At 37.4% G+C, this 21,747-nt stretch carries 17 protein-coding genes; 7 read left to right on the forward strand and 10 right to left on the reverse strand.

Annotated features, from left to right (window positions below; translation table 11 throughout):
* The first annotated feature begins 382 nt into the window (after nt 1-382).
* Together HX005_RS15770 and HX005_RS15775 are read left to right on the forward strand one after the other, a co-directional pair.
* Nucleotides 383-820, forward strand: a complete 438-nt coding sequence (locus HX005_RS15770; RefSeq protein WP_286378085.1) for a DUF2147 domain-containing protein — start codon at nt 383-385, stop codon at nt 818-820.
* Between the two features lie 138 nt (nt 821-958).
* Nucleotides 959-1,990: an LD-carboxypeptidase gene (locus HX005_RS15775; RefSeq protein ID WP_286378086.1), complete on the forward strand. Its 1,032-nt coding sequence runs from the start codon at nt 959-961 to the stop codon at nt 1,988-1,990.
* Between the two features lie 50 nt (nt 1,991-2,040).
* Here HX005_RS15775 and HX005_RS15780 read toward each other — a convergent pair whose 3' ends face one another.
* The 6 genes from HX005_RS15780 to HX005_RS15805 form a co-directional block, all read right to left on the reverse strand.
* Nucleotides 2,041-3,066 carry an enoyl-CoA hydratase/isomerase family protein gene (locus HX005_RS15780; protein ID WP_286378087.1) on the reverse strand — a complete coding sequence of 342 codons (1,026 nt, stop codon included), beginning with the start codon at nt 3,064-3,066 and terminating at the stop codon, nt 2,041-2,043.
* 12 nt (nt 3,067-3,078) lie between these two features.
* Nucleotides 3,079-3,852, reverse strand: a complete 774-nt coding sequence (locus HX005_RS15785) for an enoyl-CoA hydratase (protein WP_286378088.1) — start codon at nt 3,850-3,852, stop codon at nt 3,079-3,081.
* A gap of 261 nt (nt 3,853-4,113) precedes the next feature.
* The gene (locus tag HX005_RS15790; protein WP_286378089.1) at nt 4,114-5,241 is read right to left on the reverse strand and encodes an acyl-CoA dehydrogenase family protein; all 1,128 of its coding nucleotides are present in this window, start codon (nt 5,239-5,241) and stop codon (nt 4,114-4,116) included.
* A gap of 90 nt (nt 5,242-5,331) precedes the next feature.
* The gene (locus HX005_RS15795) at nt 5,332-6,990 is read right to left on the reverse strand and encodes an AMP-binding protein (protein WP_286378090.1); all 1,659 of its coding nucleotides are present in this window, start codon (nt 6,988-6,990) and stop codon (nt 5,332-5,334) included.
* A gap of 81 nt (nt 6,991-7,071) precedes the next feature.
* Nucleotides 7,072-7,962, reverse strand: coding sequence for a 3-hydroxyisobutyrate dehydrogenase (gene mmsB / locus HX005_RS15800; RefSeq protein WP_286378091.1), 891 nt, complete (start codon nt 7,960-7,962; stop codon nt 7,072-7,074).
* Nucleotides 7,963-8,000: 38 nt separating this feature from the next.
* The gene (locus HX005_RS15805; protein WP_286378092.1) at nt 8,001-9,518 is read right to left on the reverse strand and encodes a CoA-acylating methylmalonate-semialdehyde dehydrogenase; all 1,518 of its coding nucleotides are present in this window, start codon (nt 9,516-9,518) and stop codon (nt 8,001-8,003) included.
* Nucleotides 9,519-9,712: 194 nt separating this feature from the next.
* Here HX005_RS15805 and HX005_RS15810 point away from each other — a divergent pair, with 194 nt between their 5' ends.
* Nucleotides 9,713-10,594, forward strand: coding sequence for a LysR family transcriptional regulator (locus HX005_RS15810; RefSeq protein WP_286378093.1), 882 nt, complete (start codon nt 9,713-9,715; stop codon nt 10,592-10,594).
* Between the two features lie 84 nt (nt 10,595-10,678).
* On the opposite strand, the gene dsbG is transcribed toward HX005_RS15810, so the two are convergent.
* From dsbG to dsbD, 3 genes are read right to left on the reverse strand one after another with little or no spacing between them, the layout of a single operon-like run.
* Nucleotides 10,679-11,437 carry a thiol:disulfide interchange protein DsbG gene (dsbG, locus tag HX005_RS15815; RefSeq protein ID WP_286378094.1) on the reverse strand — a complete coding sequence of 253 codons (759 nt, stop codon included), beginning with the start codon at nt 11,435-11,437 and terminating at the stop codon, nt 10,679-10,681.
* Between the two features lie 9 nt (nt 11,438-11,446).
* On the reverse strand, nt 11,447-12,289 hold the full coding sequence (locus HX005_RS15820; protein ID WP_286378095.1) for a TlpA disulfide reductase family protein: 843 nt from the start codon (nt 12,287-12,289) through the stop codon (nt 11,447-11,449).
* Nucleotides 12,286-14,229, reverse strand: a complete 1,944-nt coding sequence (dsbD, locus tag HX005_RS15825) for a protein-disulfide reductase DsbD (protein ID WP_286378096.1) — start codon at nt 14,227-14,229, stop codon at nt 12,286-12,288. The genes HX005_RS15820 and dsbD overlap by 4 nt, the downstream gene beginning before the upstream one ends.
* A 110-nt stretch (nt 14,230-14,339) precedes the next feature.
* On the opposite strand from dsbD, the gene HX005_RS15830 reads away from it, so the two are divergent.
* Nucleotides 14,340-15,011 carry a response regulator transcription factor gene (locus tag HX005_RS15830; protein ID WP_286378097.1) on the forward strand — a complete coding sequence of 224 codons (672 nt, stop codon included), beginning with the start codon at nt 14,340-14,342 and terminating at the stop codon, nt 15,009-15,011.
* Nucleotides 15,008-16,366, forward strand: a complete 1,359-nt coding sequence (locus HX005_RS15835; RefSeq protein WP_286378098.1) for a sensor histidine kinase — start codon at nt 15,008-15,010, stop codon at nt 16,364-16,366. The genes HX005_RS15830 and HX005_RS15835 overlap by 4 nt, the downstream gene beginning before the upstream one ends.
* An 84-nt stretch (nt 16,367-16,450) precedes the next feature.
* Here the strand turns inward: HX005_RS15835 and HX005_RS15840 are convergent, their stop codons facing one another.
* Nucleotides 16,451-17,338: a DMT family transporter gene (locus tag HX005_RS15840; RefSeq protein WP_286378099.1), complete on the reverse strand. Its 888-nt coding sequence runs from the start codon at nt 17,336-17,338 to the stop codon at nt 16,451-16,453.
* 676 nt (nt 17,339-18,014) lie between these two features.
* On the opposite strand from HX005_RS15840, the gene HX005_RS15845 reads away from it, so the two are divergent.
* Nucleotides 18,015-19,460 carry an OmpP1/FadL family transporter gene (locus HX005_RS15845; protein WP_286378100.1) on the forward strand — a complete coding sequence of 482 codons (1,446 nt, stop codon included), beginning with the start codon at nt 18,015-18,017 and terminating at the stop codon, nt 19,458-19,460.
* Nucleotides 19,461-19,638: 178 nt separating this feature from the next.
* Nucleotides 19,639-21,729, forward strand: coding sequence for a polyphosphate kinase 1 (ppk1, locus tag HX005_RS15850; RefSeq protein WP_286378101.1), 2,091 nt, complete (start codon nt 19,639-19,641; stop codon nt 21,727-21,729).
* The last annotated feature ends 18 nt before the right edge of the window (nt 21,730-21,747 follow it).

Genomic DNA, 21,747 nt, shown 5'->3' on the forward strand with positions numbered 1-21,747 from the left:
CATATTTATAGCCTCTACAACTGACATAAATGATAAATAAATTAAATCTATGTTTTTATTCATACATTTTTTATTTTAGTAATTATTTATTTAAATTAATCAATATAAAATTTCAAATAACAGAATGTCTATTTTAAAACCAATCATGGGCATATTTTACACACACAAAAATATTGAATATAAAACCTATAAAACATAAACTTAAAAAATCTTTTAAAATCATTATGAATTAAAAATAATTAAAAAAATCAACATTTAAAATCAATAAAAACAACACAGCACATCATTGATCCATACAAAACTTTCATAAAAATATGAAATATTGATATTCACTCATTAAAATATTGTACTTTAGTCTTATTCCAACATTTTAGAGGTAAATATGCAGAAAATTTTAGGCTCTATTGCTCTTTTTATGCTGTGTATGCAGAGCTACGCCCGTGACCCATTGGCTGATACATCATGGAAAACGATTGATGATAAAACCCAAAAAACCATGTCCATTGTCAAGTTTAAAGAAAATAATAATGGTACTTTATCGGCTTCAATCCAAAAAGTTTTTGATCCCACACAAGCCCAAAGCTGTACAAAATGTCTTGGAAAATATCAAAATCAACCACTTATTGGTGTAAATATTATCTCAAATTTAAAAAGTACAAGTCATCATAAATATACAGGAGGAAGTATTACCGACCCACAAACAGGAAAAACCTATAAATTTAATGCACATCTTTCAGAAAATGGTCAAATTCTCAAAGGTCGTGGTTTTATTGGGGTTTCAGCATTAGGACGTTCGCAAACATGGTTACGTGTCAATTAAACACTTTTAAAGTGGTTTAAATTTTAAAGACATATACTCAAGTAAATGAAATTGTTTAGTTTATGCAAATTTAATACCTTAGACGTCAATAATTTGCATACAATCTTCGTTTTATTTTAAAAATTGAGTTTTTTAGTCATGATGAAAAGTTTGAAATTATTATTAATATTGTCAATTTCATTCTATTTTTCTCTTGCTCATGCTGCTAAAGAAACTATTTATCTGATTTCAAGCTCCTCTGCTTATGATGAAACTTATATCCCAAAAATTGTTCAGGCTTTTGAAAATAAAGGCTTTAGTGTAAATACACAATATTTAAAACAACAGCTTTCAGACTTTGGTTATGTAAATACTGACCATGAACGCGCTAAAAATCTCATTGCTGCTTTAAAAAATGATCACGTGAAATATCTTTGGTTTGTACGTGGTGGTTCAGGCGCTTTAAATTTATTACCTGAATTACATGCAGAAATTAACCAGATCAAAAAAAGCACACCGAAAGTTCTCATTGGCTTTAGTGATGTAACAGCCATTCATTATTTTGTTAATCACGAATTGGGTTGGAAAAGTATTCATGGAACCACCGCCGCAACAGGCAAAATTATCAATGCACCTCTTGTCCCTCCGACTGAAACGACAGCATTCAGCAAAAATATAAATGATACTGATGAAAATCAAAATGATGTGGTCAATGAAATTTTTTCGACCTTACAAAATGGTGTGCATTATCAAGGACTTTTACCGTTAAATCAGGCAGCAAAAAACCACTTTGATCAGGGCATATTAACAGGAGGAAATTTAACGCTCGTGCAAACGTTATTTTCAACCAAATATGAACGTCGTTGGCAAGATCAAATTCTTTTACTTGAAGATATTAGCGTAACCTATAAACAACTTGACCGTTTATTACATCAAATTTTATTTAAGAAAGATTTTCACCCTAAAGCCATCGTGTTTGGGCAGTTTTATCCTAGTAAAACCAATGATGGTGAACGTTTAATTTACAAAGAAGTGATCCGAAAATTTGCCGAAAAAAGTCAAATTTCTGTGTATTATTATCCTTATTTTGGACATGGGAAAATCAATAAACCTTTTATTTTAGGTGGAAAAGCACATATTGCTTGTCCTCAGGATTCAGATTATTGTTCCATCTTTCAAGAAAAATTTTAAATAACTTTTAAAATAAAAAACCGAGTTAGATCAACTCGGTTTTACAGACATTAACCCAACTCAGCTAAAATTTTATCCAGTGTCGGATTACTTTGTTGCCATTTCGGCTGTTTGTCTTTATCGACGATCAAAGCACGAACGCCTTCCACGATGTCGCCATGTTCGAACCAAATATCCTGTAAATCACGCTCGATTTGCATACACTGCTGTAGAGACAAACTCCGTCCAAGATGTTGCAGCTTTAAACTCGCTTGTTTAGCAATTAAGGAACGTTGCTGCAAAGTGCTTAGGACTTTATTTGCCCATGCTTGATATTCTGTATCACTTTCATTTTCTAGACTATTTTCAATTTCTGCTAGACTTTCAAAACCAAAATGCTTACGAATATTTTCAGCCAATAAACTTAATTCGCTCTCTGTTGGATGGGTAATAAACTTCGCAATAATTTGACCAATACTTTCTTTCGTTAAATGTTCAGCTTGAACCAAAGCCTGTTGTAAAGCTTCAAGTTGCTCGCTTGGCACATGGTAATCAATCAAATCTAAATATAAAGCATCACTACTGCTGATTTGATCACCCGTCGTTGCCAAATAAACACCTATATCATCTAAACGAGATAAAAAGTGTGTTGCAGCCACATCAGGGAAAAAACCAATTGCAGTTTCAGGCATAGCAAAACGTGATTTTTCACTGCTGACAATAATATGACATGCTTGAGCCAAACCAAAACCACCACCCAAAACATAGCCATCAAGTAAAACGACAACAGGCTTTTTAGATGCTCGAATGCTATTTAGCATGTCATATTCGGCACTAAAATAACCTTTATGGTCTTCAGTACCATTTTTATAACTATCATAAAGATAGCGAATATCACCACCTGCACAAAAGGCTTTAGGACTATTCGACTTGATTAAAATCGCTTGGATGCTGTCTTCATTTTGCCAGTTTTCGACTTGGCTGCGAATGCTATTGATCATCTCTAAAGATAAAGCATTTAAACTCGGTACACGATCCAAAGTGATCATGCCCAATGCACTTTGTTGTTCGATAATTAAGTGATTTTCTGTATTCATGTCAGCATTCTCTTATTGATTTTTAAACTGCGCTTGACGTTTTTCAACAAAGGCTTGCATGCCTTCTTTTTGGTCAAGTGTAGCGAAAATAGAATGGAAAGTACGGCGTTCGAAACGTAAACCTTCAGCCAAACTGACTTCAAAAGCGCGGTTAATGGATTCTTTGATCATCATCGTGGCTACAAGTGATTTTTCAGCAATTTTTTCAGCCGCTTGCAAAGTTTCTTGCAATAATTCTTCTTTCGCAAAAACACGCGCCACTAAACCACTTTGCTCTGCTTCTACTGCACCCATTTGACGTGCGGTTAAGCACATTTCCATAGTTTTCGCTTTGCCAATAGCAAGTGTCAAACGTTGTGTCCCCCCAATTCCAGGAATAACGCCTAAGGTTACTTCAGGTAAGGCAAACTTGGCATTATCTGCGCAGTAAATAAAATCACACATCAATGCCAATTCACAGCCACCACCTAAGGCATAGCCACTCACCGCAGCAATCAATGGCTTACGACGTTGTGCAATGCGATCAGCCAAATTAAAGAAATCATCAAAATAAATATTAGGGAATGTGAGATTCGCCATTTCTTTAATATCTGCACCCGCAGCAAAAGCTTTTTCTGAACCTGCAAGTACGATACATCCAATTTCACGATCTTGTTCTAAATCATCCAATGCTAAATTGACTTCACGGATCAGTTCAGTATTTAACGCATTGAGTGCTTTTGGACGGTTTAACGTGATTAAACCTACACCATTTTTCTTTTCTAATAAAATCGTTTCGAACTGCATTTTTCATTCCTTGATTTTTTAAGACTAAACTTTAGAATATTCAAATATTTTGATACGCGACTAGGTCATTCGCAATTGTTTGAGGCAAGACTTCATTAAAAAATTAATGTTTCTGCGATAAATAAACGATTTGCTAATTTATGCCGAGTTTTGCGAATGACAATGGTTTTGCCTACTTTTCCCGAAAGAAAAGTAGGTCGAGCCGAAGGCTAATTACTCAATTAGAACCTTTGACATAAGACACCGTTAAACAGATTAAAATCATAAACTACGTGCAATCACTAAACGTTGAATGTCGCTTGTACCTTCATAAATCTGACAAATACGTGCATCACGGTAAATTCGCTCGATTGGAAAATCCTTGAGATAGCCATATCCACCATGAATTTGCAAAGCTGCGGAGCAAACACGTTCAACCATTTCCGAAGAAAATAACTTTGCCATCGAAGCTTCATTTAGACATGGCTGTCCTGCTTCTTTTAAGCGCGCTGCATGATGTACCAGCTGACGTGCTGCTTCGATTTCCGTTGCCATACTGGCTAAGCGAAATGCAACAGCTTGATGCTCAAAAATAGGTTTTCCAAAAGTAATACGGTCTTTGGCGTATTGCGTTGCTTCTTCAAGTGCGGCACGTGCCAAACCTACCGCTTGCGCTGCAATCCCGATACGTCCACCTTCAAGATTTGACAAGGCGATTTTTAAACCTTCACCTTCTTTGCCTAACATCAAACTTTCATGAATGCGTACATCAGTCAGCGCAATTTGACAAGTATCAGATGCATGTAAGCCCAATTTTTCTTCAGTACGAATGACTTCATAACCTGCTGTTTCACGCGGAACGATAAAAGCACTAATGCCTTTTTTTCCTGCACTTGGATCTGTCACAGCAAAAACAATAATCACACCCGCGTTATGACCTGAGGTAATAAACTGTTTTGCACCATTAATGATCCAATACTCACCATCTTTGACAGCACGAGTTTTAATCGCAGCCGCATCTGATCCAGTATGTGGTTCAGTCAAGGCAAAAGCACCGATCATTTCACCTTGTGCCAAAGGTTTTAAGTATTTTTCTTTTTGCTCATCTGTACCAAACTTAGCAATCGGCACACAACCAACTGAATTGTGTACGCTCATAATGGTTGAGGTTGCGCCATCTGCTGCGGCAATTTCTTCTAGCGCTAAAACATAGGCTAAATTTCCAGTTGCTGAGCCACCCCATTCATCCGAGATCAACATACCTAAAAAGCCCAATTGTCCCATTTGTGACAATGCATTTTTCGGGAATGTACCATGACGATCCCAATCTGCTGCATTTGGCTTAATTTGCTCTTGTGCGAAATTTCTCGCCATATCCTGAATTAACAATTGTTCTTCGGTAAATTGCATCTTGTTTTCCTTTACAAAAATTCCTTAACTTTCATCAAGTTTTAACACATTATTTTTTATGCTGAATACTCGATGAAAGTCTTATATTCATTAACCTGCTTGCTTTGCGGCTTGTTTGGCAATCTCTTGATTGCGTAATAAAAAGCGCTGAATTTTACCGCTTGGGGTTTTAGGTAGCTCCAAAACAAACTCAACTTGACGCGGATAAGCATGTGCAGATAAGCGTTTTTTGACAAATTGTCCAAGTTGCTCTGCGAGTTCATCACATGCTGTTTTGCCGTCTGCCAAAATCACGAAAGCTTTCACTATTTCAGTTCGCTCAGGATCAGGCACACCCACTACAGCAGCTTCAATTACCGCATCATGCTCAAGCAAAGCACTTTCTACATCAAAAGGACCGATACGATAGCCTGACGTTGTAATGACATCGTCACTACGTCCAACAAAACTCATACTGCCATCTGCATGTAATTCTGCGGTATCGCCAGTTAAATAATAATGCTTTAAAAATGGTGATTTACGGCTTTCTTTATAGCCACCAAACCACATCATCGGGGATTGTTCGATATCAACTGCAAGGATTCCCGCCGTATCTGTTGGTAGTTCATTGCCTTGCTCATCTACAACCGCCACCCGATACCCCGGACTTGCATAGCCTGCGACACCTGCTCGAACATCATGACTGAGTGCATGATGATTACAGACCACCATACCTGTTTCAGTTTGCCCATAGTGGTCAAAAATAGGAGCATCTAGAACTTGCTTAAACCATCTAAACACTTCTGGATTTAATGGCTCACCTGCGCTACTCACCACACGAAATTTACCTTTGAGTTTTGCCATTTGCTGAGGATCAGCCGCCATCATCATACGGTAGGCTGTTGGTGCACCTGCCAAATTGGTCACTTGATAATCATCAACAATCTGACACAAACTGTCGATACTAAAACCACCTTCGTAGAATAAAGTTGCATGACCTAACAATAATGGTCCTGTGATGCCATAGTACAAACCATACGCCCAACCAGGGTCAGCAATATTCCAAAATGAATCATCTGCTTTTAAACCAATGGCATCTTTCATATAGTTGCCAAAAGCGATTAAAGCTTTTAATGGTACTTCTAGCGGTTTTGCAGGACCTGTGGTACCTGAGGTAAACATCAGCAAAAATGGGTCTTGGATCGTTTGCATGACCAATTCACATTGATCAGACTGCGCATTGACCATATCCCAAAAGTTTAAATCACCTTGTTCAACACCATGACCGTCACGATCCGCAACTGTCACGATTTGTGGGCAATGGGCAATTTCATCCAATTTGCTACGGTTGCCTACATCAGAAATCACCAATTTACTTTGTGCTAACTGCACACGATGCTCAATCGCCTTCGGTCCAAAAGCGGTAAATAACGGTTGATACACTGCCCCAATGCGCCAAGCCCCTAAAATCACCACTAAAAGTTCAGGTGTTCGGGGTAATAAACCTGAAACTCGATCACCTTTTTGCACACCTTGCGATTTTAAAAAGTTTGCAAATTGGCTTGACCATGTTTTTAGTTGACTAAAGGTATATTGTTCTTTGCGTCCATCTTTTCCTTGCCAATATAACGCAATTTTATGAGCATCGGCTTCTGCATGACGGTCACAGCATTCATAGCAAGCATTAACTTGATCTAATGAACCCGAAAGCATTTCTTTAGCAGCTTGATTTAAATCAAATGCTGCCGCTACATCTTGATAATTCAACATCGTTTAAGCTCCGTCTAGATTTGTTCTTATTCATGACATGAGTGAATATTTATCGTTATGCCATCCTTTGGCATGCAACTATTAAGCTTGTGGTGGTAAATATTGCTGAATAATGCTTGAAAAATCTAAGTGCGCATTACCTTGCAAACACAACTGTTGATACATTTGTTGCACCAAACCGCCCAATAAAATCGGTTGTTTGACTTGCCCTGCCGCTTCGATGGCTAGACCTAAATCTTTCAGCATGAGTTGCGTGGCAAAACCATCCGTATAACCACGACCTGCGGGTGCATTGGCTGAAATACCAGCCCAAGGATTACACACTTCTGAACTCCAACAGCGACCACTTGAACTGTTGACTACGCCTGCAAGCGCTTGTGGGTCAATACCGAGTTTTGCACCCAATGCCATTCCTTCAGCAACCGCAGCCATTGAAATGCCTAAAATCAAATTATTACAAATTTTAGCAATTTGCCCTGCACCAACATCACCGCAATGCACAATGTTTTTACCCATGTGTTGCAAAACAGTCTTCGCTTGTTCAAATACCGCATCATCGCTACCGACCATAAAGGTCAATGTACCTGCTTGCGCACCAATCGTACCGCCTGATACAGGCGCATCACAGATTTTTATGCCTTTTTCAGCACCTACGGTTGCGATATCTTTGATCGTTTGTGGATCAATGGTACTGCTATCAATACATAAGCTACCTGCTTTAAGTGCTGACAACACACCATTTTCACCCAAATAGACCTCTTTTACATGTTTTGCCGCAGGTAACATGCTGATCACCACATCAGCATGTTGTGCCGCAGTCTGAGGACTGTCACACACAATCCCACCTGCTTCAGTGAAGTGCTGAATTGCCACTTCACTGAGGTCAAAACCGTACACTGTTAAACCTGCTTTGAGGAGGTTTTGAGCCATTTTACCGCCCATATTCCCTAAACCAATAAAAGCAATATTCATCCTTGAACTCCTAAATTTTGTGTATTTACACGCAGGTTTTAACGTAGGCTAATGGTGGTGTTGACTTCACCTTTTTCTTGAGTATCTTCAAACCAACGGCTAGTAATGGTTTTGGTTTGGGTATAGAACTGTACCGCTTGCTTACCATAAGGACCTAAGTCGCCAAGTTTTGAACCACGCGAACCTGTGAAGCTAAAAAATGGTACAGGTACAGGAATTGGAATGTTAATACCGACTTGACCGATATCAATTTCGTTTTGGAATGTACGTGCAATTGCTCCACTTTGGGTAAATAAGCCCACACCATTACCAAATGGATTGGCATTAATCAGTTCGATTGCTTCATCTAAAGTGTCTACATTGATAATGGCAAGCACAGGACCAAAGATTTCTTCTTTATAAATGCGCATATCTGTTTTGACATCATTGAAAATAGTCGCACCAACAAAGTTGCCATTTTCATAGCCCACAACCTGCACATCACGACCATCAAGTAACAACTCTGCACCTTGCTCTACACCGCTATTGATTAAGTCCATCACACGAGCTTTGGCACGAGGAGAAATCACTGGACCAATGTCGGTATTCGGCTCATGTCCTGCATTGACTTTTAAAGTTTTGGCTTTTTCGACCAGTTCATCTACCCAGTTTTTACTTTCACCGACCATCACTGCAACAGAAAGCGCCATACAACGTTGACCTGCCGCACCAAATGCCGCCCCGACAAGTGCATTTAAAGTTTGTTCTTTATTGGCATCAGGCATGACCACGACATGGTTTTTTGCACCCATCATCGACTGAACACGTTTACCATGCTGTCCTGCAAGGTTATATACATGCGTTCCGACAGCCGTTGAACCGACAAAAGAAATCGCTTTAATATCTTGATGGGTACATAAACGATCAACCACTTCTTTACCACCGTGTACAACGTTTAATACACCTGCAGGTACACCCGCTTGTACAGCAAGTTCAACCAACATCATGGTCGATAATGGATCTTGTTCAGAGGGTTTCAACACAAAAGTATTTCCGCAGACAATCGCCATTGGGAACATCCACAAAGGAATCATCGCAGGAAAATTAAATGGTGTAATACCTGCACACACGCCAAGCGGTTGCTGCAACGTATACGTGTCTACACCACGTGCGACACCTTCGACATATTCACCCATTTGCAACGTACCAATTGAACACGCATGCTCAACGACTTCTAAACCACGTTGGATATCGCCTTCAGCATCTGCCAAGGTTTTGCCTTGTTCAGCCGTTAATACTTTTGCAATGTCTTTCATGTTGTCACGGATCAAGTCCTGTAACTTCAACATGATACGCATACGTGCTTGTATTGGTGTTAAACGCCATGTTTTAAAAGCCTCTTGAGCAGCAGCAATGGCAGCATCAACTTCATCCAGTGTTGCCATCGGCACACGACCTAACACTTCCTGTGTTGCAGGGTTAACAATGTCTTGCCAATCCGAAGTTTGTGATTCTACAAACTGTCCGTTAATTAATAATTTAGCCGTCGTTGACTGAATATTTGTGATGCTGTTCATAACCTCTCCATAGGTACTATTTTTTGTTGTTTCGTCTTTTGAAAGTTGTTTCATTGTTTGAAAATAACTTGAAACTTAACTCAGTCTATTTTCTGTATTGCTGTTTCATTTGAGACTAACAAAGAAAAATTTGACGACCAATAGAAATTCACGCACGATTGCTGTGCAAAAATGCACATGGAAGAACAGCAACAATGAAAGTGGATTGGGATCATTTACAGTATTTTTTAGTCTTGGCACGTGCAAAAACACTGACCAATGCAGCACGCATGATTGGTGTTGAACATAGTACTGTTTCTCGAAGAATACAGGCTTTGGAGCTGGCTTTAGGAACGCCATTATTTAAACGTGAAGCAACAGGTTATGAACTGACTATAGAAGGTTTAGCACTTGTGCCACGTGTAGAACAAATGGAACACGCTTTTTTACAAATCGAAAAACCACATCAACCTTTACAAGGTCGTGTGCGTATTGGCACACCTGAAGGTTTTGGCACTGCATTTTTAGCTAAATTATTGGCAGAATTGTCCAAAAAATATCCTTTACTCACCATTGATTTAATCCCTGTACCAAAAATGATTAAGCTCTCACATCGTGAAGCTGATATTGTTATTTCGATTGATCGCCCTAAATCTGGACCTTATATCATCACCCGTTTGACCGACTATTGTTTAAAAATTTATGGCAGTAAAGACTATCTCTCACAAACCCAACCCATTCATAAACTTGAAGATTTAAAGCAGCATCGCTTTGTTAATTATATTGATGATTTGGTCTACAGCCCAGAATTATATTGTTTAGAACGGCTACCGTTACAGCTCACTGCCAACTTTAGAAGCAGTAGCATTTTGGCACAGCAAATTGCTGTCAATGCAGGCGCAGGATTGGCAATATTGCCCAAATTTTTAGCCAATGATCAGCCTGAACTTGAACAAGTTTTGCATGACGAAGTGCGCTTTGTACATACTTTTTGGATGTTGACTTTAGTCGATTTACAACATGAACCACGCATTAAATTGGTCTGGGATTTTCTAAGAGCGCAAGCAGATGAATATCAACATTTATTGATGGACTAATTTTTTATTTTTAAACAACTCGCATAAGACCCTAAATTCAGGGTCTTATATTTCACATACTTGCAAAAAGTGACGATTTTAAAATCACTGTTCAAACACTTCTTTTAAGTCTTTCGGCATCCCTTGAGCAGACTTAAACTCCCCTTTACTGTCTTTCCAAATCACCGCAGGCGTTGCAAAGAAACCATATTTATCCATGAGTTCTTGATTAGCATCAATTTTTTTGGCAATTTCAGCAGGAATATTTTGCATTGGTTTTAAGGATTGATCACCTGATTTTAAATTAAGTTGGCTAAAAACTTGCTCAGGATTTTTCGATGTTAATAAAGTTGCCACTTGCCCACGACTTTCTTTGCGGATCACAGCCACTTGAATGTGACGTAATTGAACTTTTCCTGAATTTACCCAAGGACGTGCCTTTTGCCAAAACTGATGACAATAAGGGCAATTCGGGTCAGAAAAAACATAAACAACACGTGGTGCATCTTTTTTACCATCTTGAATATACGTTGATTTTTCCAATGACTGCCATACATCATCTAAAACAGCGCCTTTGACATGCTTTTCTAATGCTTCAACGGATAGATTTTCTCCTTTGGCATTATATAAATCTCCCACGATATAATATTTTTGATCATTTGAAATGAACACTGTCGCAGGATATTGGTCTCTATGCCCTGCCCAACCTGTCATATTTGCAGGTGCAGGAATTTCCTTCACAAATTCAAAGCCTTCATTTGCAATTTGTTGTTGCAATGGCGTGAGTGCAAAACTTGTACTTGCACTACCAAATACACATAAAGTTAAAGCAATTTTTTGTGATAAATAACGAATATTTTGCATAATTTCCACCTATTTTAAATGATCAGAATTCGAAATTTTCTTTAAATACTGTTGCAGCATGGCAGGACTCAGTTCGCCCATATGTCGATCAATCAATTGTCCTTGTGAGTTAAAAAATAGTGTACTAGGCAAACCAAACATCTTCATTTCTTTGGCAAGTTGCCCTTTGGAATCCATCAAAACATATTGAAAAGAAAAGTGATGTTTATTTAAATATTGCTGAATTGTCACCACATTTTCACCTTGATTCAGCATGACAAAATTGACATTTTTAAATTGAGTTTGCGCTTGTGCCAAAACAGGCATCTCACGATGACATAGTGGGCACCAACTCGCCCAGAGATTCACAACGGTCGGCTTACCTACAAATTGTTTTAACGGAATTTGTTGCTGTTCAAGGCTAGAAAATTGCATTTTAGGATAAAAACTGTGTGGCTTTTGCCACTGTTTTAAGCCCAAACTTACAGCACAGAGTAAGCTAAAAATGGTGACGAAAATAATTTTATTTTCAATTTTAAATGCACGATTTTTCCATAAAAACCACGCCACACCTGCACATACACCACCATATAAATGAAAGCCTTTATCTTGAACCTTAAACATGTCGATGGGAGATGCTAAATACACATCTAGATTTAACAGCACAAAAACCAATCGTGCTGTGATCAAACCCACCCACAATGTTGTCCATAAAGAATCAGAAAAAATTTGCCAAGTTTCAGCCGACCATTGCTGCTTTTTTTGCAACACTTTTCCAGCACCATAAACAATTATCAAACCCAAAATGACCAGAGCCAAAGCAAAAGGAAGCATAAATGGTCCCACATGTATGGCCTCAGCGGAGAGCATCATTTTGTGCCCTCAGTCAAAGTTTTAAGTTGTTGTTGTAATTCTGCGGCTTTAAATGTTCCTGTCAAACGCAAATCACGCACTTCTTGGTGCTGTGCATTGAGGAAAATCATGGTAGGTGGACCCAATATTTGCCACTCTTTTAACAACTCACTTTGTGATGCATTTGATTGAGTTAAATCTAATTTAATCCGTACAACATCAGTTAACGCATCTTGTACATCAGCACGAGGAAGAACTTCACGCTCAATGGGTTGACATGCGACACACCAGTCTGCATAAACATCAATCACTACATTTTTCTGACTATTTTGCGCCAAAGCCTGAGTCAGCTCTTGTTTGGTGGTGACTTTAATCCATGAATGTAAAGTTGTATTTTCTGTTGCATTGATATTTTGATAAACTTGATTCATTTGCCAAATTGTTGCTACAGCCATGACAGCAACCAATATTAACACAATGATTTTATAAGAAAATTTTTTAATATGGCGTAAAATATTCAATAAATAAATAAGCGCTGCTAAAAATAAAATCACAAATGCTACTGAATAAGCAGTTAATGGCAATAATGGGCGTGCAAAATAAATCGCCATTGCTAACATCACAAAGCCAAAGCCAAACTTCAGTCTGTCCATCCATAAACCGGGTTTAGGTAGATATTTTGCACCAAAAACACTGGCGATAAATAAAGGTAAACCGATGCCGATACCCAATAAAAATAGATAAAACCCACTAAGCAAAGGCTGATCAAGGTGAGAAACATATAACAATGCTCCTGCCAATGGCGCACTCATACATGGTCCAACAATGAGTGCTGAAATCGCACCCATCATGCCTGCACCCACTAAAGTTCCACCTTTTTGACGTTGCTGAAGACGGTCTAAACGCTGCATCAAGCCTTGTGGTAATGATAATTGATATAAACCAAATAAATTGAGTGCAAAAACCACAAACAATAAGGCAAAAACGCCAATAAAAATTGGGTTTTGGAACCAACGCTGTAAACCAAAACCAAGCTGTGAAACAACAACGCCCATCAAGCCATAGACCAATGCCATACAAAGTACAAACGTCGTAGCGATTGCTGCAGCTCGATAACCTTTACTATGCTGAATTAAAATGCCAGATAAAATTGGAATGAGTGGTAAAGAGCAAGGCAAAAATGCCAATAAAATACCCAAACCAATAAAAACTAGAATATTAAAAAAAATATTTTGTTGTGAAAGTAAAGCTAAGAAAAATTGGTCATTGTTCCATTCAGGTTGGAGCTGTGTTGTGGTTGCAGTTTGTGCAGATGTGGTTTTGGGCTGCTCTTCAGGTATAAGCTCTAAAGCTTGTGCTGTGCTTGCATTACCCAACTCATGTGTTGAATCTATTGGCTTTTCAGTCGTTTTATTGTCAACCTCTGGTATGGTTTTTATCTGCTTTTCTGTATTTAGGCTATTTTCAACGTCTTTATTTTGTGTAAGTTGATTTTTTTCTTCGGTCAGTGTCGGTTCAGCCGCTGTTACTAATTTTTTTGCAAAATTTTGCTGAGGCAATAAACCTGTAGCATCCGTTTCAATCGTTGTACTTTGTAATGGATAGCATAAACCATCTGCTGAGCAACCTTGCCACTCCACCTGATACTTGCTGTTGGGTTGTACGGCAATCTGTGCTGTGACTTGGTGATAATGCACATTGGTTTTACCAAAGGTTGGATCATCTTTTTCTTCACCTTTGGGCAGTTTTAAAGCGACGGGTTTTTGCCCCACACTGACTTTAAATTGCTCATGATATAAATAATAATGTGGAGCAATTTGCCAATTCAGTTCAGCTTTTTGTGTAGAAATAGAACTCGCCTGAAATTTGAAAGCTTGATCAGGCGCTAAAAAATCTTCATTTGCAAATAATGAAACTGAGGCTAAGCTCAGTACCATACCTGTCAAGGTTTTGATGAACATATCAACTCATCTAAATAATCTGATGTATGGCATTATCGTAGAAATAAAGTTAAGAGAACATTAAGACTTGTTTTTCTTTGTAAAATATATACTTTATGAGAGGAATATTCATGTTTGTAGTCTTGGTTGAAGATGATCCCTATATTGCACAAAGTATCGTTGCCGCCTTGGATTATTTAAATATTTCAATTGAACATGTGAGTACTGCCCAAGCTGCGGATTATTTTATTCGTCAAAGTGCCGTAGATTTATGTTTATTAGATTTAGGCTTACCTGATCAAGATGGTCTGGAGTTATTATCAAGTTGGCGTAAAGATCAACTTCATGTTCCTGTCTTGGTACTGACTGCACGTAATCAAACACAACAATGTGTAGAAGCCTTAAATGCAGGTGCAGATGACTATCTGACTAAACCTTTTGATTTAGAAGAATTAATTGCAAGAATCCACTCACTTTCACGTCGTCATCGTGGTTATTCTTCTAATATTTTATCTATAGGTGATTTAGAAATTCATCAGGAAACACAACAAGCTTATTATCAACAGCAAGCACTGAGTCTGTCACGCCGAGAATACAGCCTACTCGAAACATTTATGTTATATCCGAATCAGGTCTTAAAAACCGACCAATTAATTGATAAAACTTATGGTTTTCAAGATAGTATCGAAAGTAATGCCATCAATGTCCATATTCATCATTTACGCCATAAAACACACCCTGACTTGATTCAAACGGTTCGTGGTGTGGGTTATATTTTAAAAATTGCTGCTCATCAGCTATGAAAAGTTATAGTCTAAAATGGCGTTTAGTCTCAACATTATTGATCGTTTTTATTTTACTTTGGTCAATGGTGTTTTTTTGGTTGTATTATGATCTACAAAAACGTTTACAACACACACTTGATGAACGTCTTTCAGCATCAGCACATATGGTCGCGCGCTTAATCCAACATTTACCTGTAGAAGATTTACCGAATATGTTGGAATCGGTCAATGCTGAAACAGCAGCACAAAATCTAATTGCCTGTGAAGTCTCATTTTTTAGTTCGCAAATTTCAAGCCATCAAAAAGTGATTGCTCGAACACAAGATGCTCCTGAAAATCTGAGTACACAAAATACAGGCTTTAGCACGTGGCAATATCACGGCGTTGAATGGCGCAGCTATACCTTAAAAAAGGGGCAAATACAGGTTGTTTCTGCTGAAAAACTAGAATTACGTGCTTCATTACTCACACAAATTTTAAAATCAGTGCTCATACCATTGATTTTTACACTTATTTTATGCGTGTTTTTGATTTTGTGGATCATCAAAATTGAATTTGAACCGCTTGATCAGATTGCTCAACATATTACTGAAAAAAAACAACATTTATCAGATGCAACGACTTATTTACGTAGTTTAGAAACACAAAATATTCCTCATGAAATTCAACCTTTTGTTGAAAGCTTAATTGCATTAATTCAAAACTTACATCACAGTTTAGAAAATGAAAAAAGTTTTAGTGCCTTTGCTGCACATGAGTTGCGCAGTCCGCTCACTGCCATTAAAACCAATGTACAACTAAGTTTGCTCATGCTCAAACAGCCCCATCTCAAAGCAGATAAACTGACTCAAAACCTTGAGCAAGCAGAGTCTAGTATTCAGCGTTATCAACAATTGTTAGAGCAATTATTATTATTGAGCAAAACAGAATTACACACACAACAACATTTAGAACATAGTGCTATTGGTCGTATTTTACAACAGGTGATCACAGAGTTAGCACATCACCCTGCTGCACAAACGCAACTTCTTCAAATTGACTGGGAAAGTTTGACATCTCTACAACTTCCCGCTTCAACTATTTATATGGTATTGAAAAATTTAATTGAAAATGCTTATTTACATGCACATTCAAACACAGTCATTCAGATTTTTATGCAATACGAAACTTTGATTATTCAAGATCAAGGTGTAGGTTTAAATGATGTAGAATTAAACTTATTAACCAAACGTTTTTGGCGAAAATCGGCACAAAATACTGGGCATGGTTTAGGTCTTTCTTTAGTCAGTGTATTGTTAAATAAACACGCTTATCAAATTGAATTTATGCATAATATTCCCACAGGTTTGAAAGTGGTCATTTCCAAGATTTAAAAAATTTATGTTCAATGGTGATTTAAGAAATAAATTTTAAATTACCATTACATATAACACTTAGGCTATTTACCATTCATAAAATCAAGCCCAGATGACTAAAATTGCTGCAATCACCACCAAAATCAGTCCTAAATGCTCTGTTCTTGCTAATTTTTCTTTAAAGAAAAATAATGAAATCAATAAACTAAATAAAATTTCAATTTGACCTAGCGTTTTTACAATTGCAACAGATTGCATACTCATTGCCGTAAACCAACCCAAAGAAGCCAAAAAGCTGCATACACTCACTTTAAAAGTTAGCCCTTTTTGCTGCCACATTGCCAATAAAGTTTTAGGGCGACAAACTGCTAAAACAAACAGCATTGTTAAACATTGAAAAGTAATAATACTCAACAAAACCCATGCAGCACGGTACATATAAGATAAATTTGTCAGCTCTAAACTTGCCTCACGCACCAACAATGAAGTAATGGCGAAACATAATCCACTTCCTATTCCAATCAACAAAGTTTGTAAAGAAAGTGGTTGTTTTTGACTGCCCTGACTCAATAAAAAAACAGCGACACCGCCTAAAGCAACTCCAATCCAACCCAAAAATGTTAACCGTTCACTTAAAAACATCACCGCAATCATGGCAGCTAAAATGGCTTCGCTTTTGGCTAATCCCACGCCAATTGCATAATTTTTTTGTTTAAAAAGCTGTACCATTAAAGCTGTTGCTGCAATCTGGCTCGTTCCTGCGATCACAATATACAGCCAATATCTTGGGGTAAATACAACATGTGTTGATTCAATTTGATACCGAGATAATAGAGATACATATAAAATTGCAAATGGAAAACCAAAAATAAATCGCGCTAAAGTTACGCCATAAACATCAACAGTTAAGCTGAGTTGTTTTTGAAATGCATTACGCCATGCCTGCATAAATGCAGCCATTAAAGTAAAAAAAATCCAAATTGAAGACATGTAAATGTGGTTGGTCAAAATCAGTTTATCAAATATACACCTGATCTTATTGAAATCCTTATTTTTGAATATTTTATCTACTTTCTTTTTATAACTTTGACTAAATTTAAAATTTATACCATTTAATTAAAGTTAGATAATATAAATTATGGGTTTGCACAGACACAACATACTTTGAAAAGTTTAAATTGCTTTGTGTAGTCAATACCTCTCTTTTCAAGGATGAAAAGTGACAAAAATCCTTTGCTGAGCACAAGGTAAGTCCCTGTACCTGTGCTCAACGGCGACATCCATGTCGCCTCACGATAACATCACCACGTTTAAATCAATTTATGCAGAAAAGCAAAAGCGACTAAGTTATATAAATTTAATTTAACAGATTGATATTAATTCCAGACTTTGTTTTTTTAAAAAATATCACTTTCAATAAAAATAGAATAATTACTCTACTATTTTTCGAACATTTGGTTATTTTTATGTGATTTTATTCAAGGAATACAACTTATTGATTCAGTATTCATTTATCTAAAAATCGAAGAATAAAACAACATTTTCTTATTTTATGAGAATTGTTCAATATATTTCATTATGTTACAACGCCTGCTGATTTTAGAGTAATTAATCTGTTTTTTAGATTTTACTCCTCTGTAATGATAATGTCTTGGATGAAAAATACATGCGTATGCAACCTAAGTTGATCACTATTGCAATCTCGCTCATCAGTGTAGGTTCTATAACACAAACATTTGCGCAAGGTTATGCTGTAAATGAACAAAGTATTTCTGCAATGGGCTCAGCTTATGCAGGACGTGGGGCAAATGTCCAAGATGCCTCTATTCTTTATGGCAACCCTGCTGGGATTACACAATTAGAACATGCTGAAATCAGCCAAAATCTTACTTTTGTAAAAGCCTATTCTGATCTAAAAAATACACAAGGTTCAGGCTTAGCCAGTCAAGGAAGCAATGATGGCGACTTTGTACCTGAAGTGATTTTAGGTTCAAGCTATGCCTCTGTTCCACTCAATCATTTACTTGATGGTTTATCGGCAGGTCTCGGTATTTACGTTCCTTTTGGGATTTCGAGTAATTATGAAACCAACTTCCAAGGTTCTGTTTTTGGCGATAAAACCAAAGTTAAAGTGGTGACTATTCAACCTACTGTTGCTTATGAAATTAACCCTAAAATTTCTGTAGGTCTTGGTGCGACCATCAACCGTATGGACGGTGAAATTAACCAAAGCTTAACAGGTCAAACAGACCGTACAGGTTTAAAAGGTGAGGATTTTGCAGGAGGTTATAATCTCGGACTATTATTACATCCCACTGAAAAAACGCATGTTGGTTTAACATATCATTCAAAAGTTGAATATAAATTAAAAGATACAGCTTATCTTAAAGGGCTAAACCCAATGGCTTTGTTGGCAAATCCACAAGCAGCAGCGTTGTTGGCACAAAAAGGGATTGACCTTGCTGCATTACCGCCATTAAATGCTTTAAATATGACATCACAAGATGCATCTTTAAAAGTAACAACACCTGAAAGTGCTGAGTTATCAGTTTCTTATCAAGTTACACCAAACTTAAACCTGCTAGGTAGCGCGACTTGGACACGTTGGAGTCGCTTAGGCACACTCAGTCCAGAAACAGGTTTTAATGCCGATTTATTATTAGCACAAAATGCACAATTGGCTGGGTTATTGGGGCAAATGCTTGCTTCTGGCAAACTGAGTCCTGAAGAAATCAATCAAATCAAAAAAATGGTCGATGCTCAACTGGCAGGCAACCATGATGAAGTGTTAAAGTTTAAAGATAATTGGATGTTCAATGTGGGGGCTGAATATCGTGTTAATCCGCATTGGAAAGTTCGTGCAGGTTATGCCTACGACCAAAGCCCTGTAGATACTGAGCATCGTACAGTACGTCTTCCGTTAGGCAATCGTAATATTGTCAGCCTAGGCGCAAACTATCAAGCAACAGCAAATACTTCAATTGATGCAGGTTATATGTATATTTTCGAAAATACAGCACGTGTTCATCAAGAAAAAAGTAACGCAAACTATTCTGCTGAATATAAAAATACGGCTCATACCGTTGGTTTACAGTTAAATCATCGTTTTTAAGTCAGCACAATGATAAAAAATCATACAGATATTTTCCTTTGAATATGTCTGTATGATGCTCAAGTTTGATCTTCTGTTAAGCCTTGAAAAAAAATAAATTTTTATTCAGGGGAGAATGTAACATAACTGTCATATATAAATCTTAGTATGCCATGCAAGCTTACACAGACCTTTAAAAATGACGAAGATCATGCCTGATTTAGAAAATTTTCAACACAGTTCAGATACTTATATTAATCGTGAAATTTCTCTTTTAGAATTCCACAAACGTGTACTCGCTCAAGCAAACGATCAAAATCATCCTTTATTAGAGCGATTAAACTTTTTGATTATCTTTTCAAGAAACTTAGATGAATTTTTTGAAATCCGTGTAGCAGGTCTAATTAAACAATTAGATATGAACACCATTACCACCTCTCCTGATGGTATTCCCAATGAAATTATTATTCAGCAGATTTCTGAACTTGCTCACCAAGCCCTAGAAGAACAATATAAAATATTAAATGATGATCTTTTGCCACAATTGCAAAATTTTGGCATACGTTATATTCAATTTGCAGATATTTTAGAAAAACATAAAGATTGGATTAAAGACTACTTTTTCAAACAAGTTCAACCTGTAGTTACCCCGATTAGTCTTGACCCTGCGCATCCTTTTCCTCGATTAGTCAATAAAAGTCTGAACTTTATCGTGACACTTGAAGGCAAAGATGCTTTTGGACGACATATTGAACTGGCGATTGTCCCTGCTCCCCGCTCTCTACCACGACTAGTGAGACTTCCAGCAGAACTCACTGATGGCGAAGAACATTACATTTTGCTTTCTGCGATTATTCAACAACATATCAGTGATTTATTTCCGGGCATGGTGGCAACAGGTTGCTATCAATTCCGTGTCACTCGTAATGCAGATTTAACACTTGCTGAAGATATAGATGACTTAGCCGTAGCCTTAAAAGATGAATTATCTTCTCGACGTTTTGGACGTGCAGTACGTTTAGAGGTGACAAAAAACTGCCCAAAACCGATTAGCCATTATTTACTGGAACAGTTCGATTTAGACCCAATGCATTTGTATCAAGTCGATGGTCCTGTAAATTTAGCGCGTCTCGTGGCAAATTTTGATATTCCTGCCTTACGTTTTAAACCTTTTCAACCTGTTATTCCTAAAGTAGTGCGTAATACCGCACAAATATTTGAAGTCTTAAGTAAACGTGATGTTTTATTGCATCATCCATTTGACTCTTTTACACCTGTCATTAGTTTATTAAAAGAAGCAGCCAAAGATCCCAATGTTCTCGCTATTAAACAAACGTTGTATCGTAGCGGACCAGACTCGGAAATTGTCCAAGTTTTAGCAGAAGCAGCCAGAAATGGCAAAGAAGTCACTGCAATCATTGAATTACGCGCTCGCTTCGATGAAGAGTCAAATATCATCGTCGCCAATATTTTACAAGAAGCTGGTGCTGTTGTCGTTTATGGAATCGTTGGCTATAAAACGCATGCCAAAATGATTTTAATTGTGCGTCGTGAAGCAGATAAATTGAAACGCTATGTACATTTAGGCACAGGAAATTATCATGCAGGTAATGCCAAAATGTATACAGATTATGGCTTGATGACGACTGATTTAGATATTTGTGAAGATGTTCATAAAATTTTCCAAGAGCTTACAGGCATGGGACGTATGGCAAAATCACAAAAGTTATTTCATGCGCCATTTACTTTACATGCACAGTTGTTAAATTTAATTGATCAAGAAATTCAGCATGCTCAAGCAGGTCTTTCAGCGCATATTATTATTAAAGTCAATGCCCTAACAGAACCAAAACTCATTGCTGCCTTATATAAAGCCTCACAAGCAGGTGTAAAAGTAGACTTACTTATTCGCTCTATTTGCTGTCTAAGACCAAAAGTTGCAGGATTATCAGACAATATTACGGTTCGCTCTATCGTGGGACGTTTTTTAGAACATACTCGTGTGTATTATTTTCAAAATAATGATGATGCGAAGCTTTATTGTTCAAGTGCTGACTGGATGGGACGTAATTTATTTTCTCGTGTGGAAACCTGTTTCCCGATTGAAGCGCCTAAACTGCGTAAGCAAATCATTGAAGATGGATTACTGAACTATCTTAAAGACAATGTTCGGGCTTGGGAGCTTGCAGCCAATGGGCAGTGGACAGCACTGCAAGCAGCAGAACATGAAACACCATTTATTGCACAGCAATACTTAATGGAACAGCGTGTTATAAAGACCATTGCTTGATGTTATATGAAAGTTTTA

This window comes from Acinetobacter sp. R933-2 (assembly GCF_030325485.1).
Classification (GTDB): domain Bacteria; phylum Pseudomonadota; class Gammaproteobacteria; order Pseudomonadales; family Moraxellaceae; genus Acinetobacter; species Acinetobacter sichuanensis.